The sequence below is a fragment of the Streptomyces pacificus genome, from assembly GCF_011766325.1.
In the GTDB taxonomy this organism is placed as follows: Bacteria; Actinomycetota; Actinomycetes; order Streptomycetales; family Streptomycetaceae; genus Streptomyces; species Streptomyces pacificus.
In genome coordinates this window covers 152,720-165,643 of sequence record NZ_BLLG01000008.1, presented here as the reverse complement: position 1 = coordinate 165,643, position 12,924 = coordinate 152,720, and the positions used below count along the sequence as shown (strand labels likewise).

Below are 12,924 nucleotides of genomic sequence, written 5' to 3'. Positions count from 1 at the left end.
AAGGGGTGCTGCCGGCGAACCGGAGGAAGGCATGGAGGAAGCCCCGGACGAGGAAGCCTCAGAAGAAGTAGCGGGACACCGATTCGGCGACGCACACCGGCTTGTCGCCGCCCTCGCGCTCCACGGTGACCACCGCCGTCACCTGCACGCCGCCGCCCACCTCCGCCACGCTGCTGAGGACCGCCGTGGCCCGCAGTCGTGAGCCCACCGGGACCGGGGCGGGGAAGCGGACCTTGTTGGTCCCGTAGTTGATGCCCATCTTCATGCCCTCGACCCGCATGATCCGGGGGACGAGTGCCGGGAGCAGCGAGAGCGTCAGATAGCCGTGTGCGACGGTCGTCCCGAACGGCCCGGCGGCCGCCCGCTCGGGGTCCACATGGATCCACTGGTGGTCGCCCGTGGCCTCGGCGAACAGGTCGATCCGCTTCTGGTCGACCTCCAGCCAGTCGCTGGGTCCCAGCTCCTCGCCGACCCCGGCGGCCAGCTCCTCGGCGGACGTGAAGATCCTCGGTTCGGCCATGTTCCCTGTCCCTGCCCTTCTCGCTCGGATGCTGCATCATGGCTAAGCGACTGCTTAGTCTGACCGGGGCGGGGCTTCCTGTCAACGGAGCACCCGAGGGTATTCCGCGTCGACGCGAACCATCGCCTGACTCCTGACTCCTGACTCCTGACTCCTGACGCCTGACGCCTGACGCCTGACGCTCGTCGAGTGTCGAGTGTCGAGTGCCGTCAGTCGGCGTCGGACATCCGCTCCCGCGGCGCCAGGGTGAAGGCGAGCGCCACGGCCATCCCGAGCACCGCGGTGAACAGCAGCGCCGTGCCTGCGCTGATCCGGACCACGTGCAGCAGCCAGGCACCGGACAGGCCGCCCGCGAACATCGCGGCCACCGAGACGGCCCGCCGGACCTGCTCGCCCGTGCCGGGTGCGAGGCGCGTGTCCACCGCCAGCGGAGAGGCTCCGATCAGTGCCGCCAGGGCCCGGGTGATGACCGTGACCGGCATGCCCCGCACCCCTGTCCGCAGCGTGGAGACATTGCGGATCCCCATGGCCAGTGCCACGAGGCCGGCCGCCGTGTAATGGCGTCCGGTGAGCGTTTCACCGGGGCGATCGATGCCCCACGCCACCGCTGCGGCGACGGCCAGGACCAGGCTCTCCGCCATCAGCGCCTCCCGGAACCACCGGTGGCCTCGCACCCGGGACCGCGACTCGAACCGCGCGGAGAGCGCGGCCCCCACGGTGAACCCCGCCACCGAGGCCAGGCACGGCGCGACGGCCAGGCCGCCGACGCCCACCAGAGCGAACGACAGCAGCAGCAGGGTGCCGGTCTGCACGGCGGTGAACACCGGCCCCAGCGCGAGGAAGCTGACCGCCTCGATCATCCCCGTCGTCAGCGTGAGCACCGTCATCGCCCACACGAGGAACGTCCCGCGTCTCGCCCGCATCCCGCCGAGTCTGCGCCCGCCCCGCCCGGCCGGAGGCCATTGCGCCGACCGTGGGCCCGGGCTGGGCCCGCTGTCCGGGCCGGACCGCATGGCGGGACCGCATGGTGGGACCGCACGGCGGGACCGCGCCGAGGCCCTCAGGGCAGACGGGCCGGTACCGGGGCGTCGGGGAAGCCGCGGTCGGATGCCGGGTCGTGGAGCAGCCGCGCGAGCACGCCCAGTCCGGCCCCGGCCGGCAACTCGGCGCACCCGGTCATCCGGCCGGGACCCGGGCCGGGGCGCCGCTCCGCCGGGAACGGCGAGGGTGCGGCGCGGGGCGCGCCGTCCCGCGCAGCCGGCCCCGGACCGTGCGCCGCGGCGTCCCGCGTCGGTTCCGGGCCTCGGGCGCGCACTCGTGCCGGGCCACCGGCGCCGCCCGCCGGCCCCGGCCGGGTCACGCCACCGACGCCAGCTCCCCCACACGCGCCCGCTTGGCGGCCATCAGTGCCTCCCGGGTCAGCACGGGCTGCGGGACCACGATCCCGCAGCCGGAGCACACGGGGCCGAACCCGGGCTCCTGGTCCAGGTCCTGCCGCCAGACGATCCGGGAGTCCGCGCACACCGGGCACATCGCGGAGGGCGCTGCCTGCAGCGCGGTGATCAGCCGGCGCAGCACATCGGCGAGCGGGTCGGCCGGGTGGACCCCCGGGTCGTCGCACCGGGCGATGCCGTTGCCGCCCCAGGTCCGCCGGTGCCAGTCGTCGAAGGCCCCCGGCCGCCGCAGGCCGCCGTGCTTCTCACGCCTGCGCCGCTCCGCGAAGTCCCTTTCGTACCCGAGCCACACGGCCCGAGCCTCCTCCAGTTCGGCGAGAGCGGCCACCAGCCGTGCCGGATCGGGATCTCTGTCGTCGGGATCGATCCCGTGCCTGGTGCACAGGTGGTCCCAGGTCGCCCGGTGCCCGTAGGGGGCGAACCGCTCCAGGCACTTCCGCAGTGAATAGCGCCGCAGCGCCAGATCGCACCGCGGGTCGCGCACCTGTCTCGCAAGACTCCGGAATCCGGCCATCGTCCTGCCACCTCCGTCGCTCGAACGCCGTCGCTGGTACTTCCGCGTCAATGAATGGACGTACGAGTACCCCATACGGCTCCCTTGACCGTCCGTACCGCGAGACGGGGCGCGGCGATTCGGCAAGGGCGGCGGGTCGGCGCCGAGAACAGGCCGGGGTGGCGCGGTCGATGGAGACCCGCGGCTTCCCGGCGGCCGGCTCCCCGTGCCGGGGGCGCCGGAACCCTGCCTCGGCCAGGCGCCTTTACCGGGGCCGGGGCCGGGCGGCGTACGGGAGCCGGCCGTCTCCTGGCGCCGCGCAGGGGGCGCGGCCCGGGGAGCCGCACTACCGGGCACCCGGCCCCGGGCGTGCTCGTGCGCGTCCGCGCCCGGGGGTGCGCACGGGCACGCCGGCGCGGGCAGGACCGGTCCATGGAGGTCGCGCATGAGGGACGGACCTCGCCGGGGTGTTCCGGTGCGGACGCGGCCCCGGGCGCGAGGTCCCGTGCGAACGCGCCCTGAAGTCGCGGGTACCGACGGGATGTGGCCGATTCTCCACGCACCAGACCACGTCGCCCTGGGCGTCCGGTCCCGGTCGTGCTCCGCGGTCCGCGGCTCCCGGCGGTGGTGGACGCGGCGGCGGGTGTGCGCCTCGGAGGCAGGCGGCGGCGATCGACCGGGGTGGCGATCGACCGGGGTGGCGATCGACCGGGGTGGCGATCGACCGGGGTGGCGCCGAGTCCGATGGCGAACGGCGGGCGACGCCGGGTCCGACGCCGGGTCCGACGCCGGGTCCGACGCCGGGCGGGGGGCGCTCCGACGCGGCCCGCCGTCCCGCCCGCCATGCCGCCGGCCGGGGCGGACCGGCCCGCGGTCACCGGTCCGGCAGGTACTCCCGCCGAGCCGCGGGGAGTCCGCGGGGGTCCCTCTTTCGCCGGTACATACCGACTGGTTAGTCTGCCCTTCTCAGTGAGCCGCGACGGAGAGGCAGGTCCGATGAGCACGGTTCAGGGCGCGAACGTGGTGGTCACCGGCGCGGGCGGCGGCATCGGCGCCGCCCTGGCACGCCGCTTCGCGGCGGAGGGCGCGCGCGTCGCCGTCAACGACATCGACCCGGGCCGCACCCGGGCGGTCGCGGAGGAGATCGGCGGCCTCGCCGTCCCCGGCGATGCCTCCGCCGTCGTCGAGGAGGCCAGGGAGGCCCTCGGCGGCACCGTCGACGTCTACTGCGCCAACGCCGGACTCGCCTCACCGGGCGACGCCCTCGCCCCCGAGGAGGTCTGGGCCGCGGCCTGGGACGTGAACGTGATGGCGCACGTCCGGGCCGTACGCACCCTGCTCCCCGACTGGCTGGAGCGGGGCGGCGGGCGCTTTGTCTCCACGGTCTCCGCCGCCGGGCTCCTGACGATGGTCGGCGCGGCCCCGTACAGCGTCACCAAGCACGGCGCGCTCGCCTTCGCGGAATGGCTGTCACTGACGTACCGTCACCGCGGCCTCAAGGTGCACGCCATCTGCCCGCAGGGCGTCCGCACCGACATGCTCGCCGCGGCGGGATCGGCGGGCGAACTCGTCCTCGCTCCCGACGCCATCGAGCCCGAGGACGTCGCCGACGCCCTGTTCGAGGGGATCGAGGCCGACCGCTTCCTCATCCTGCCGCATCCCGAGGTCGCCGGGTTCCACCAGGCCCGCGCCGGCGACCCCGACCGCTGGCTGGGCACCATGAACCGCATCCAGCAGAAGTGGGAGGCCGCCCGGTGAGCGCCTCCCCTTATGCCGCCCGCCCCTGGCTCGCCCAGCTGACGGCGGCCCAGCGCGCCCCCGTGCACCCGCCCGCGAGCGTCGTCCACTCCTTCCGCGCCGCCGCCCGGCGGGCCCCGGACCGCACGGCCCTCGCCTACTTCGACGGCCGGCTGAGCTACCGCGAGGCCGACGCGCTCTCCGACTCCCTCGCCGGCTATCTCGCCGCCCGCCAAGTGGCCCGGGGGGACCGGGTCGCCCTGATGCTCCAGAACACCCCCCACTTCGTCCTCGCCCTGCTCGGCGCGTGGAAGGCCGGGGCGACCGTCGTCCCGCTGAACCCCATGTACAAGTCGGCCGAGGCGACCCACGCCCTGGTGGACTCCGGCGCGACGGCGCTGATCTGCTCGGACCGCGCCTGGGAGACCGGGCTGCGCGGCACCGCCGCCGCCACCCCCGTGCGGTTCGCCGTCACGGCCTGCGAGCTGGACCTGCAGACCCGCGACGACGGCAGGGTCCTCGGCTTCGGACGGCTGCCGGCGCCCGGCGACACCGACGACCTCGTCGCCGTCGCCCGCACCGGGTACGCCGCACCCGGGGACCGGGACCCGGCGGCCGGCGACGTGGCCCTGATCAGCTACACCTCCGGTACCAGCGGCCGGCCCAAGGGCGCCATGAACCTCCACGGCGGTATCACCTACAACGCGGAGCGCCAGCGCACCGGCCACCCCGTCCCCGAAGGCGCCTGCTACTTCGCCCTCGCTCCGCTCTTCCACATCACGGGCCTGGTGTGCGAACTGGCGGCCTGCGTGGCCAACGCGGGCACCCTCGCGCTCGCGTACCGGTTCGAGGCGGGCGTCGTCCTCGACGCCTTCCTGGAGCACCGGCCCGCCTTCACCGTCGGCCCCTCCACCGCCTTCATGGCCCTGGCCGCGCACCCCGGCGCCGGACCCGACCACTTCGCGTCCTTCGCCGTCCTCTCCTCCGGCGGAGCGCCCGTGCCGCCCGCGCTGGTGGAGAGGTTCCGCGCCCAGTTCGGCCCCTACCTGCAAAACGGCTACGGGCTCACCGAGTGCACCGCTCCCTGCGCTTCGGTGCCCCCGGGCAGAAAGGCCCCGGTCGACCCCGCCTCCGGCGCCCTCTCCGTCGGCCTTCCCGGGGCGGACACCGTCGTACGGATACTCGACGACCGCGGCCAGGAGGTCCCGTTCGGCGAGCACGGCGAGATCGCCGTCCGCGGGCCGCAGGTCGTGCCCGGCTACTGGGGGCTGCCCGAGGCCACCGCGGCGGGCTTCCCCGACGGCGAACTGCGCACCGGGGACATCGGATTCATGGACCCCGACGGCTGGCTCTACGTGGTGGACCGCAAGAAGGACATGATCAACGCCTCGGGCTTCAAGGTCTGGCCGCGCGAGGTCGAGGACGTCCTGCACACCCACCCCGCGGTCCGGGAGGCGGCGGTCGTCGGCGTGCCGCACGCCTACCGCGGCGAGACCGTCAAGGCGTACGTCAGCCTCCGTCCGGGCACCTCCGTCGGCCCCGACGAACTCGCCGGCTACTGCGCCGACCGGCTCGCCGCCTACAAGTACCCGCGGCAGGTCGAGATCCTCGAGGAGCTCCCGAAGACGACGAGTGGGAAGATCCTCAGGCGGGAACTGCGTTCCCGGGCATGAGACACCGCCGGGCCCCGGCGACGGGGGCACACGGCACAGGACGACCGAGCGGAAAGGCGGGTGGCGGCAATGGCCAGGACGACGGACGGGAACGGCACGCCCGTCCCCCAGAGGCTGCTGGCCACCGCCACCCGGCTCTTCGCCGAGCAGGGGTACGACCGTACGTCCGTCCAGGAGATCGTCGAGGCGGCGGGCGTCACCAAGGGAGCCCTCTACCACTACTTCGGCTCCAAGGAGGACCTCCTCCAGGAGGTCTACTCCCGGGTGCTCAGGCTCCAGCAGGAACGCCTCGACGCCTTCGCCGGGGCGGACGCGCCGGTGGAGCGGCGGCTCAGGTCCGCCGCCGCCGATGTCGTCGTCACCACGATCGAGAACCTCGACGACGCCTCGATCTTCTTCCGTTCCATGCACCACCTCAGCCCGGAGAAGAACAAGCAGGTCCGAGCCGAGCGCCGGCGCTACCACGAGCGGTTCCGCGCGTTGATCGAGGAGGGGCAGCAGAGCGGGGTGTTCTCGGCCGCCACCCCCGCCGACCTCGTGGTGGACTACCACTTCGGCTCGGTGCACCATCTGTCCACCTGGTACCGCCCGGATGGTCCGCTCAGCCCGCAGCAGGTGGCCGACCACCTCGCCGACCTGCTGCTGCGGGCACTGCGCCCGTGACACCCGCGGGGTCGTGAACCGCGCGGCGCCCGGCCCGCGGGGGCGCCGCGCGGACAGTGCGGTGGTGTGCCGGTGGTGTGCCGGTGGTGTGCCGGTGGTGCGGCGCGGGTGGCGGGGCGACGGGCGGTGCTGCCCTGCCGCTCTGCTGTCCTGCCGGCCGCAACGCCCTGCCGCTCTGCTGTCCTGCCGGCCGCAACGCCCTACCGGTGCCGCCTCACTGGTACTGCTTCAGCTCTCGCCGCGCCAGCGACCGCTGGTGCACCTCGTCCGGCCCGTCCGCCAGCCGCAGCGTCCGAGCCGCGGCCCACAGCTCCGCCAGCGGGAAGTCCTGGCCCACTCCGCCCGCCCCGTGCACCTGGACCGCCCGGTCCAGGATGTCCACGACCGCACGCGGTGTGGCGATCTTGATCGCCTGGATCTCCGTGTGGGCACCGCGATTGCCGACCGTGTCCATGAGCCACGCCGTCTTCAGCACCAGCAGCCGCAGCTGCTCCACCGCCACCCTCGCGTCGGCGATCCAGTTCTGCACGACACCCTGCCCGGCGATCGGCTTGCCGAACGCCGTGCGCGACAGGGCCCGCCGGCACATCAGCTCGATCGCCCGCTCGGCCATGCCGATCAGCCTCATGCAGTGGTGGATGCGTCCCGGCCCCAGCCGTGCCTGGGCAATGGCGAAGCCACCGCCCTCCTCGCCGATCAGGTGCGACACCGGCACCCTGACGTCGTCGAACACGACCTCGGCATGGCCGCCGTGGGAGTGGTCCTCGAAGCCGTACACCCGCATCGCCCGGCGCACCTCGACACCCGGGGTGTCGCGCGGGACGAGGATCATCGACTGCTGGCGCCGGATGTCCGCGCCCTCCGGATCGGTCTTGCCCATCACGATGAGGATCCGGCAGCCGGGGTTCATGGCCCCGGAGATGTACCACTTGCGGCCGTTGACGATGTACTCGCCGCCCCTGCGCTCGATCCGCGTCTCGATGTTGGTCGCGTCCGAGGACGCCACCTCGGGCTCGGTCATGGCGAAGGCGGAGCGGATGTCGGCGGCCAGCAGCGGCTCCAGCCACTGCTTCTTCTGCTCCTCGGTGCCGAACTGGGCCAGCACCTCCATGTTGCCGGTGTCGGGCGCGGCGCAGTTCAGCGCGATCGGTGCCAGGTGGGGGCTGCGGCCGGTGATCTCGGCGAGCGGCGCGTACTGGAGGTTGGTCAGTCCGGCGCCGTGCTCGGAGTCGGGCAGGAAGAGGTTCCACAGACCCTGCCGGCGTGCCTCGGCCTTGAGCTCCTCCATGACCGCGGGGGTGTCCCACGGCGAGGCGAGCCTCGCCCGCTGCTCCTGCTCGACCGGCTCGGCCGGGTACACGTACTCGTCCATGAAGGCGAGCAGCCTGGCCCTCAGCTCCTCGGTACGGGCGTCGAAAGCGAAGTCCATGGGTGGTCAGCCTTCCTGCAGGGTGGCGAGTCCGTGCTCGATGAACAGGGGGACCAGTTCGCCGATCCGGTCGAAGCCGTCGCCGACGGTCTGGCCGAGCGTGTAGCGGTAGTGGATGCCCTCCAGGATCACGGCGAGCTTGAACCAAGCGAACGCCGTGTACCAGGAGACGGCCGAGGTGTCCCGGCCGGAGCGGACCGCATAGCGCTCGACCAGCTCCGCGGCGTCCGGGTGGCCCGCGGCCCCGGCCGTGGTGCCGACGGGGGAGTCCGGCAGCTCCAGCTCGCGGCTGTACATCACCAGCAGCCCGAGATCGGTCAGCGGATCGCCGAGCGTGGACATCTCCCAGTCGAGGACGGCCCTGATCCGGTCGTCCTCGCCCACCAGCACGTTGTCCAGGCGGTAGTCGCCGTGGACGACGGCGGGCGCGGGGGAGTCCGGGAGGCTCCGCCCGAGGGCGGTGTGCAGCTCGTCGATGCCGGCGAGTTCCCGGCCCCGGGAGGCGGCCAGCTGCTTTCCCCAGCGGCGCAGCTGGCGGTCGAGGAAGCCGTCCGGTCGGCCGAAGTCGCCCAGTCCCACGGCCTCCGGATCCAGGGCGTGGAGGTCGACGAGCGTGTCGACGAGGGCGAGGACGGCAGCACGGGTGCGCTCGGGTCCGAGGGGCGCGAGTTCCTCGGCCGTCCGGTACGGGGTGCCCTCCACGAACTCCATCACGTAGAAGGGCGCGCCGAGCACGCCCTCGTCCTCGCAGAGCAGCAGCGGCTCGGGCACGGGGACGGCCGTCGGGTGCAGGGCGCTGATGACCCGGTGCTCGCGCTTCATGTCGTGGGCGGTGGCGAGCACATGGCCGAGGGGCGGCCGGCGGACGATCCACCGGCCGCTGCCGTCGGTGACGGAGTAGGTGAGGTTCGAACGGCCGCCCTCGATCCACCGGGCCTCGAGCGGCCCCCTCACCAGGCCCGGCAGCGCGCGGTCGAGATGGACCCGCAGTTTCTCTGGGTCGAGGCCCGGGGGGTGGGTTGAGCTCATCGGCGATACCTCCGGTGGGGCGGGGCAGATCGGTCCACCCATCATGACCGACCGGTCGGTATGTCGTCCAGGGCGGGTACGGCCGGCGCACACGGCGGCGACCGCTCACCGCAGCGCACCGAACCCCGATGAGGGTGCCCGTCCACGACGCGGCGGCGACCGCTCACCACACGATCGCGACGGCGAACCCCGCGAGCGCGAGCGTGCAGGTGGTCGCGGCCGCCGCCTGGACGAAGGGCATGGCAGCCGGCGGCCGCGGGGGTGCCATCGCCCGGATGCGCCGGTGCGCCACCGCGAGGAAGCCGAGCCACACCACCGCGCTCAGCGCGAAGGCGGCGACGTCCCCCGCCGTGGCCGAACCGTGCCGCACGACCTGCCGGACCGCGAAGACAGCAGCCACGGTGAACGCCAGTGTCGTACGCCGCCAGGCCAGCCGGGTCCGCTCCGGCTGAAGCCCAGGGTCACGCACCGGCGTACTCATCCACGGCCCGAGGCCACGACCACCACCATGGTCACCGAGACGGCCCCCACGGCCAGCGCCAGCGCGGACGGAAAGCGCGACAGCGGCAGGTCCTCTCCACGCCGCATCGCCAGTTCGCAGCGCACCCAGTGGTGGACCGACCGGAACGCGCACAGCACTCCGGTCCCGATCAGCGCGAGCGACAGCCCCACCCGGATTCCCCCTCGCAGGTCCGGCAGGAACTGGTCGACGGCGAAACCCCCCGCGATCAGCGCGAGCGCCGTCCTGATCCAGGCGAGGAACGTGCGCTCGTTGGCGAGTGAGAAGCGGTAGTCGGGGGTCTCGCCCTCCTCCTGGATGCGGTGCGGCGCGAGCCACAGCCCCAGGTTGCGTACGAAGTCGCTCACCCGCCGCACCCTACCCGCGCCGCGGTGCGCGGGGCCTGACGGCGGGGCCGCGTGCGCTCCCGCCCGGAGTGTGCGCGGTGGGGGCGCGCCCTGGCTCCGGGGTGGCCGCGGCCGGGGTCGCGGCTCCGGCTCAGCGCGGACGCGACCGGTCGCGCCGCAGCCGTTCGTACGCGGCGAGGCCGTCGGGAACCCACTCCCACTCGCCGAGGCGCGCCTGGAGTTCGGACTCCGGCAGGAAGCGGTACCAGGCGACCTCCTCGGCCTGCGGTCGTACGGGGATGTCGCAGCGCACCTCGTAGACCGCGGACCACCAGGTGTGCCGCACGGGTTCCGTCCCGTGGATGGGCACCGGGGCGGACGCCTCGTAGAGGAACGTGAACAACGGGACCGGCCTGGGCAGTCCGGACACCCCGAGTTCCTCCTCGGCCTCGCGCAGTGCCGCGTCGTCGTACGACTCGCCCGCGCCCACGACACCGCCGACGAACATGTCGTACAGCGACGGGAAGACGAGCTTCGTCGCCGTACGGCGGTGCACGAAGATGCGTCCGTCCGCGTCGCGGGCCAGGACGAACACGCAGCGGTGGCGCAGGCCTCGCGCGTACGCTTCGCCGCGGGGTGCCCGGCCCACCACCTGGTCGAACTCGTCGACGATGTCGAGGATCTCCTCCGCGGGACGGCCGACGCTGTTCATGCCCCCATCAAACCAGCTCGTGTCAAACCAGCTCGTGCCGCGGGCGCTCGACGCCGGCGAAGCGGCCCGCCGGCCCCGCCGGGAGGCCACGGCCGGGACGGGGCGGGCGGGACGCGGCGGGCGGGCGGTCGCGCCGCGGGCATGACCACGGCCGTACGGGTCGGCCGCCGCTCGCCTGCGAAGGGAACGGCGGTCCCCGGCGGCATCGGCTGTCCCCGGAGGGGGCCGTCGGCGAAGGCGGGCCGACTGCGAAGGGATCGATTGACCTCGGGGGGAACGGCCGACCGCCGTGGGAACGGTTGACGCGTTACCGCAGCGTCAAGAAGATCGGAGCCCACCGCACCGGGCCGCGCCGCCGGGTGCCCGCTCCGAGAGGGACAGCAACCATGCCGTACGACGCCGATGTCATCGTGATCGGGGCAGGGCTGGCGGGGCTCGCGGCCACCGCCGAACTCGCCGACGCAGGGCGGAAGGTCCTCCTGCTCGACCAGGAACCGGAGCAGTCGATCGGTGGTCAGGCACACTGGTCGTTCGGCGGTCTCTTCCTCGTCGACTCGCCGGAGCAGCGCCGGCTGCGGATCAGGGACGGCCACGCCCTGGCGCTGCAGGACTGGCTCGGCACGGCCGGGTTCGACCGGGATGAGGACCGCTGGCCGCGCCGCTGGGCCGAGGCGTACGTCGACTTCGCCGCGGGCGAGAAGCGGTCCTGGCTCCACGCCCGGGGAGTGAGGTTCTTCCCCGTCGTCGGCTGGGCCGAGCGCGGCGGCTACGACGCCGGCGGACACGGCAACTCGGTGCCCCGTTTCCACATCACCTGGGGAACCGGGCCCGGTCTTGTGGAGCCGTTCGAGCGCCGGGTGCGGGAGGGCGTGGCCCGCGGACTGGTCGACTTGCGCTTCCGGCACCGGGTGACCGGGCTGGGCCGCACCTCCGGCGCCCTCGACACCGTCACCGGGGAGATCCTGGAGCCGTCCGAGGCGCTGCGGGGGGAGGCGAGCAGCCGCCGGGCCACCGGATCTTTCGAACTCCGCGCCCAGGCCGTCGTCGTCGCCTCCGGGGGCATCGGCGGCAACCACGACCTCGTGCGCGCCCAGTGGCCCGACCGGCTCGGCACTCCGCCCGGCAAGCTGCTCTCCGGCGTCCCCGCCCACGTCGACGGGCTGATGCTCGGTATCGCCGAGTCGGCAGGCGCCAGCCACATCAACCGCGACCGCATGTGGCACTACACCGAGGGCATCGAGAACTGGGACCCCGTCTGGGCCCGGCACGGCATCCGCATCCTGCCGGGGCCCTCGTCGCTCTGGCTGGACGCGCGCGGGCGGCGGCTGCCGGTCCCGCTGTTCCCGGGCTTCGACACGCTCGGGACACTGGAGCACATCTCGCGCTCCGGCCACGGCCACACCTGGTTTGTGCTCAACGAGCGCATCATCGGCAAGGAGTTCGCCCTCTCGGGCTCCGAGCAGAACCCCGATCTGACGGGCCGCTCCGTCCGCGGCGTCATCGACCGCGCCCGCGCCGGAGTGCCCGGCCCGGTAAGGGCGTTCATGGACAACGGGGCGGACTTCGTCGTCGAGAAGGACCTGGCGGCGCTGGTGCGGGGCATGAACGCGCTCACCGGTGAACCCCTCATCGACGAGGCGGCGCTGCGCCGCGAGATCACCGCCCGCGACCGCGAGATCGCCAACCCCTTCACCAAGGACCTCCAGATCACCGCCATCCGGGGGGCCAGGAGGTACCTCGGGGACAAGCTGATCCGCACCGCCGCCCCGCACCGCGTCCTCGACCCGGCGGCCGGTCCGCTGATCGCCGTACGGCTCAGCATCCTCACCCGCAAGTCGCTCGGCGGCCTGGAGACGGACCTCTCCTCCCGGGTCCTCACCGAGGGCGGGGATCCGCTGCCGGGGCTGTACGCGGCGGGCGAGGCCGCCGGGTTCGGCGGCGGGGGCGTCCACGGCTACCGCTCCCTCGAGGGCACCTTCCTCGGCGGCTGCATCTTCTCGGGGCGCGCGGCGGGCCGGGCGGCGGCGAAGGCGGTGTCGTAGCGGATCGGGCACGGCCGCGACCGCGGCGGGGCCGGCGGGGTCGGCAGGGCCGGCGGGACCGCCCGCCCCCGGCCGGCTGCGGGGAGCGGTGGCCGATCCGGGCCGCTGGGCGGCGGGCGGTGGACGCGTGCGGGGGGAGAGGGGCGCAGGCGGGGCGCGGGGTACGAGTGGCTCGGGCTGGTGGTGGGCGCGGGTGCCGGAGAGACATCGGAGAGACATCGGAGAGACATCGGAGAGACGTCGGATGGGCGTCGGAGGGGCGTCGGAGGGGTCGGCCTTGACGCAGAGCCTTCCCTACCGCTTTGCTGAGAGCGATCATTCGCTCA

The 12,924-nt window shown here is 73.8% G+C and carries 12 protein-coding genes; 4 read left to right on the top strand and 8 right to left on the bottom strand.

Annotated features, from left to right (window positions below; all coding sequences use genetic code 11):
• Window positions 1–58 precede the first annotated feature (58 nt).
• The 3 genes from SCWH03_RS15820 to SCWH03_RS15810 all read right to left on the bottom strand — a co-directional run bounded on the left by SCWH03_RS15820 (window position 59) and on the right by SCWH03_RS15810 (window position 2,488).
• Window positions 59–520: a MaoC family dehydratase gene (locus SCWH03_RS15820; protein ID WP_173264880.1), complete on the bottom strand. Its 462-nt coding sequence runs from the start codon at window positions 518–520 to the stop codon at window positions 59–61.
• A gap of 209 nt (window positions 521–729) precedes the next feature.
• Window positions 730–1,443 carry a YoaK family protein gene (locus tag SCWH03_RS15815; protein ID WP_173264879.1) on the bottom strand — a complete coding sequence of 238 codons (714 nt, stop codon included), beginning with the start codon at window positions 1,441–1,443 and terminating at the stop codon, window positions 730–732.
• Window positions 1,444–1,876: 433 nt separating this feature from the next.
• Complete coding sequence (locus SCWH03_RS15810) at window positions 1,877–2,488, bottom strand: hypothetical protein (RefSeq protein WP_173264878.1); 612 nt, start codon at window positions 2,486–2,488, stop codon at window positions 1,877–1,879.
• A 975-nt stretch (window positions 2,489–3,463) separates the two neighbouring features.
• On the opposite strand from SCWH03_RS15810, the gene SCWH03_RS15805 reads away from it, so the two are divergent.
• The 3 genes from SCWH03_RS15805 (at window position 3,464) to SCWH03_RS15795 (ending at window position 6,540) form a co-directional block, all read left to right on the top strand.
• Window positions 3,464–4,225: an SDR family oxidoreductase gene (locus SCWH03_RS15805; RefSeq protein WP_173264877.1), complete on the top strand. Its 762-nt coding sequence runs from the start codon at window positions 3,464–3,466 to the stop codon at window positions 4,223–4,225.
• The gene (locus SCWH03_RS15800) at window positions 4,222–5,877 is read left to right on the top strand and encodes an AMP-binding protein (RefSeq protein WP_254076780.1); all 1,656 of its coding nucleotides are present in this window, start codon (window positions 4,222–4,224) and stop codon (window positions 5,875–5,877) included. The genes SCWH03_RS15805 and SCWH03_RS15800 overlap by 4 nt, the downstream gene beginning before the upstream one ends.
• Before the next feature lie 69 nt (window positions 5,878–5,946).
• Window positions 5,947–6,540, top strand: a complete 594-nt coding sequence (locus tag SCWH03_RS15795; protein WP_173264875.1) for a TetR/AcrR family transcriptional regulator — start codon at window positions 5,947–5,949, stop codon at window positions 6,538–6,540.
• Between the two features lie 214 nt (window positions 6,541–6,754).
• Here the strand turns inward: SCWH03_RS15795 and SCWH03_RS15790 are convergent, their stop codons facing one another.
• The 5 genes from SCWH03_RS15790 to SCWH03_RS15770 form a co-directional block, all read right to left on the bottom strand.
• On the bottom strand, window positions 6,755–7,969 hold the full coding sequence (locus tag SCWH03_RS15790; RefSeq protein WP_173264874.1) for an acyl-CoA dehydrogenase family protein: 1,215 nt from the start codon (window positions 7,967–7,969) through the stop codon (window positions 6,755–6,757).
• A 6-nt stretch (window positions 7,970–7,975) separates the two neighbouring features.
• Entirely contained in the window at window positions 7,976–8,998 is a 1,023-nt protein-coding gene (locus SCWH03_RS15785; RefSeq protein ID WP_173264873.1) for a phosphotransferase family protein, read from the bottom strand.
• A 163-nt stretch (window positions 8,999–9,161) separates the two neighbouring features.
• Complete coding sequence (locus SCWH03_RS15780) at window positions 9,162–9,479, bottom strand: DUF202 domain-containing protein (protein WP_173264872.1); 318 nt, start codon at window positions 9,477–9,479, stop codon at window positions 9,162–9,164.
• Window positions 9,476–9,865: a YidH family protein gene (locus SCWH03_RS15775; RefSeq protein WP_173264871.1), complete on the bottom strand. Its 390-nt coding sequence runs from the start codon at window positions 9,863–9,865 to the stop codon at window positions 9,476–9,478. The genes SCWH03_RS15780 and SCWH03_RS15775 overlap by 4 nt, the downstream gene beginning before the upstream one ends.
• A gap of 130 nt (window positions 9,866–9,995) precedes the next feature.
• Window positions 9,996–10,556: an NUDIX hydrolase gene (locus SCWH03_RS15770; protein ID WP_173264870.1), complete on the bottom strand. Its 561-nt coding sequence runs from the start codon at window positions 10,554–10,556 to the stop codon at window positions 9,996–9,998.
• Between the two features lie 386 nt (window positions 10,557–10,942).
• On the opposite strand from SCWH03_RS15770, the gene SCWH03_RS15765 reads away from it, so the two are divergent.
• On the top strand, window positions 10,943–12,598 hold the full coding sequence (locus SCWH03_RS15765; RefSeq protein ID WP_173264869.1) for an FAD-binding dehydrogenase: 1,656 nt from the start codon (window positions 10,943–10,945) through the stop codon (window positions 12,596–12,598).
• Window positions 12,599–12,924 lie beyond the last annotated feature (326 nt).

Excerpts from the sequence above, each read along its gene's own strand:
- SCWH03_RS15795 (WP_173264875.1), top strand. The coding sequence starts at position 5,947 with ATGGCCAGGACGACGGACGGGAACGGCACGCCCGTCCCCCAGAGGCTG.
- SCWH03_RS15790 (WP_173264874.1), bottom strand. The coding sequence starts at position 7,969 with ATGGACTTCGCTTTCGACGCCCGTACCGAGGAGCTGAGGGCCAGGCTG.
- SCWH03_RS15820 (WP_173264880.1), bottom strand. The coding sequence starts at position 520 with ATGGCCGAACCGAGGATCTTCACGTCCGCCGAGGAGCTGGCCGCCGGG.
- SCWH03_RS15770 (WP_173264870.1), bottom strand. The coding sequence starts at position 10,556 with ATGAACAGCGTCGGCCGTCCCGCGGAGGAGATCCTCGACATCGTCGAC.
- SCWH03_RS15785 (WP_173264873.1), bottom strand. The coding sequence starts at position 8,998 with ATGAGCTCAACCCACCCCCCGGGCCTCGACCCAGAGAAACTGCGGGTC.
- SCWH03_RS15765 (WP_173264869.1), top strand. The coding sequence starts at position 10,943 with ATGCCGTACGACGCCGATGTCATCGTGATCGGGGCAGGGCTGGCGGGG.
- SCWH03_RS15780 (WP_173264872.1), bottom strand. The coding sequence starts at position 9,479 with ATGAGTACGCCGGTGCGTGACCCTGGGCTTCAGCCGGAGCGGACCCGG.
- SCWH03_RS15815 (WP_173264879.1), bottom strand. The coding sequence starts at position 1,443 with ATGCGGGCGAGACGCGGGACGTTCCTCGTGTGGGCGATGACGGTGCTC.
- SCWH03_RS15810 (WP_173264878.1), bottom strand. The coding sequence starts at position 2,488 with ATGGCCGGATTCCGGAGTCTTGCGAGACAGGTGCGCGACCCGCGGTGC.
- SCWH03_RS15805 (WP_173264877.1), top strand. The coding sequence starts at position 3,464 with ATGAGCACGGTTCAGGGCGCGAACGTGGTGGTCACCGGCGCGGGCGGC.